Origin of the sequence: Streptomyces sp. S3(2020) (genome assembly GCF_013044505.1) — a bacterium.
Taxonomy (GTDB): Bacteria; Actinomycetota; Actinomycetes; order Streptomycetales; family Streptomycetaceae; genus Streptomyces.
The window spans coordinates 1-2,426 of sequence record NZ_JABERD010000459.1 but is presented as its reverse complement, the minus strand read 5'-3'; the positions used below and the strand labels follow the sequence as shown (position 1 = coordinate 2,426).

General features: G+C 66.8%; 2 protein-coding genes, 1 tRNA gene and 1 pseudogene. 2 read left to right on the top strand and 2 right to left on the bottom strand.

Features of this window, described 5'->3' with window-relative positions; genetic code table 11:
• Positions 1–140: 140 nt before the first annotated feature.
• Both HLK59_RS49515 and HLK59_RS49510 read right to left on the bottom strand, forming a co-directional pair.
• Positions 141–599: pseudogene (locus tag HLK59_RS49515) on the bottom strand (hypothetical protein); the annotation flags it as partial.
• 139 nt (positions 600–738) lie between these two features.
• Positions 739–1,209 carry a response regulator gene (locus HLK59_RS49510; RefSeq protein WP_346780011.1) on the bottom strand — a complete coding sequence of 157 codons (471 nt, stop codon included), beginning with the start codon at positions 1,207–1,209 and terminating at the stop codon, positions 739–741.
• A gap of 205 nt (positions 1,210–1,414) precedes the next feature.
• On the opposite strand from HLK59_RS49510, the gene HLK59_RS49505 reads away from it, so the two are divergent.
• Positions 1,415–1,486, top strand: a tRNA-Arg gene (locus HLK59_RS49505).
• Between the two features lie 185 nt (positions 1,487–1,671).
• A complete protein-coding gene (locus HLK59_RS49500) occupies positions 1,672–2,256 on the top strand; it encodes a hypothetical protein (RefSeq protein WP_171148252.1) in 585 nt (194 codons plus the stop codon).
• The last annotated feature ends 170 nt before the right edge of the window (positions 2,257–2,426 follow it).

Below are 2,426 nucleotides of genomic sequence, written 5' to 3'. Positions count from 1 at the left end.
TGATGCACTGTGCGGGATGTCACGCTGTTAGTAGGAGTGTTTTGTTTTTTTTTTCAAGCGGAAGCCGGCAGACGGGGTGCTAAGGAGTCTCGTGGGCTCGGAGATGGGGAAAAGAGACAGGGCCGGGGCGGGGCCTGCGACGACGTACGGACGAGGGCGCCTTGGGAGGCGAGGATGCGGGCGGTGGCATCCATGACGACGACGGCGCGGACCTCGTGGGGGGCGTGGAGCTGCACGACCTGCCCGGTGGGACGGTCGACATGGCCGTACCGGAGGCCACGCCGCAGGATCTCCTCGACGAGCGCGGCGGGGGTGGTGTCGCGCACGCTGATGTTGAGGAAGCCCGGCCCGGTGACGACGACGTCGGTGACGCCGGGGGTGTCGAGGAGATGCGGCCGGAGGATCTCGGCGACCTGTGCCGATGGCTGCCCGGCGGGGCGGGCGAGCTGGAGGGCGATGTTGGTGGCGTAGTCGCCACAGCCACCGGGCCCGGGGGGCGTGACGACGGCCCGTCCGGGCACGGTCACGCTCAGCTCCCCACCGTCGACAGCGCGACGGACCGCGCGCAGCACGGTACGGGAGAGCTCGACGGGGGTCACGGGACAAGCGTAGGGGAGGAGGGGGGTGGGTAGGCGAGTCGGTTTGGGCGAAGGTCCGCGATGTGGACGGGGGCGAGGCGCCGGGAGACAGATGGTGCGTATGTGCGGTGGTGCGGTGGTGCGGGGGCGATCGACCGGCTCAGCCGCCGCTGTGCCCGGCCCTCTCGGTCTCCCCCGCGCCGATGACGCGCCCGAAGACATCGTCGCCGTCCTCCTCGGCCGGGTCCGCGGCCTGCTTGCGCTCGATCAACTGCCGTACGAGCTCGACGAGTTCGGCCGGCTCGAAGGGCTTGGCCAGGAAGGCGTCGACGCCGACGTCGAGCCCGCTCTCGACCTCGTACTGCGTACACGCGCTGACGATGGCGAGGGGGAGATCACGGGTGCGCGGATCGGAACGCAGCCGGGCGGCGGTCCGCAGCCCGTCGAGTCGGGGCATAACGACATCAAGGGTCACCACGTCGGGCCGCACCTGATGCACCACATCCAGACACTCGGCACCATCGGCCGCGGTCACGACCTCGATGCCCTCCAGCTCGAGATTGACCCTGATCAACTGCCGGATGACCTTGTTGTCGTCCACAACAAGCACCCGACCCGACGCGCCTGGCACAACTCGAGAGTAGGTCCGGACCGGCCACCGCGTCCGGGTTTTACCGACTTCTGCCCCTCGCAGGCGAACGAACGAGATCACCACCCCACACAACCGACCACGACACCCCCTCCGGACAGGGCTACGACGCCGATAAACCCGTTCATGAACACCCCGAGGGAGCTGGTAGTGTTCTACCCGTCGCCGCGAGCAACGCGACCGACACGCCCCCGTAGCTCAGGGGATAGAGCAACGGCCTCCGGAGCCGTGTGCGCAGGTTCGAATCCTGCCGGGGGCACTCGCCGAAGATCAGCAGAAATCACTCGCTGACCTGGGCGGATGCCGACATGAAAGAGCGGGAGTCAGTCTCACTGACTCCCGCTCTTTGTCGTTGGTTCGCAGTGGTCGCGATAGACCTGCGATAGGGCCCCCTCTGGCGCGATCAGGCACCGTCAGTGCCCTTGAGTTCGGCACGATGACCTCATGAGCCTGTTGTGGACGGCCGTCCTTCCCGCAATCACTGCCGGTGTATTCGGTATTGGAGGCGCACTCATCGGTGTGGTCGTCGGCCGCCGCCAAGTTACTGATCAAGCCGTCGTCGAGCACGGCCAATGGCTGCGCGGACAACGGCAGGAGGCCTACCTTGCGCTCCTTGACGCGTGGGACACCGCCCTGGCTCACCTTGAGGCAATCTTCGACGAATGGCTCGAAAGGGCGGACTGGGAACGGCAACATCCCGATCTGACTTGGGAGGCCTACGTCGAGTCCCAGACTCTGGCTGCCCAGGGTCCACTAACCAAGCCGCTGGACCGCGTGCAGTTGCTCGGACCGGACCCCGTCGATCGGGCGACAGAAGCGATGGACTCCGCTATCGGCGCCTTCGCGGCGTGCCTCAACCACCAAGCGGCCCCCGACGAGCCGTTCGACCAGAGCTGGTCCTCGTGGTTGGGACTGGAAACGCGCGCGCGTGAAGCGCGCCGCTCCTTTACCCAAGCGGCAAAGATCACATTGCAAACACCGCCGCGCCCCGGCAGGCGAGAGCGGCAGGCTGCGGAACCGGCGCCATGACTCCGCTAGACCGCTAGGCCGCCCTCCTAGCCCCACCCCATAGCTTGCTGTGCGACGTGAGGCCGCACGTTCGGAAGTGAGGTGATTCTCGTGGAGAGGTTCAGACAAGGAATTCCTCCGAATTAGTGTCTCGATTGCGTCCCCGCGCTCACATGCGTCGCTGGTAACGG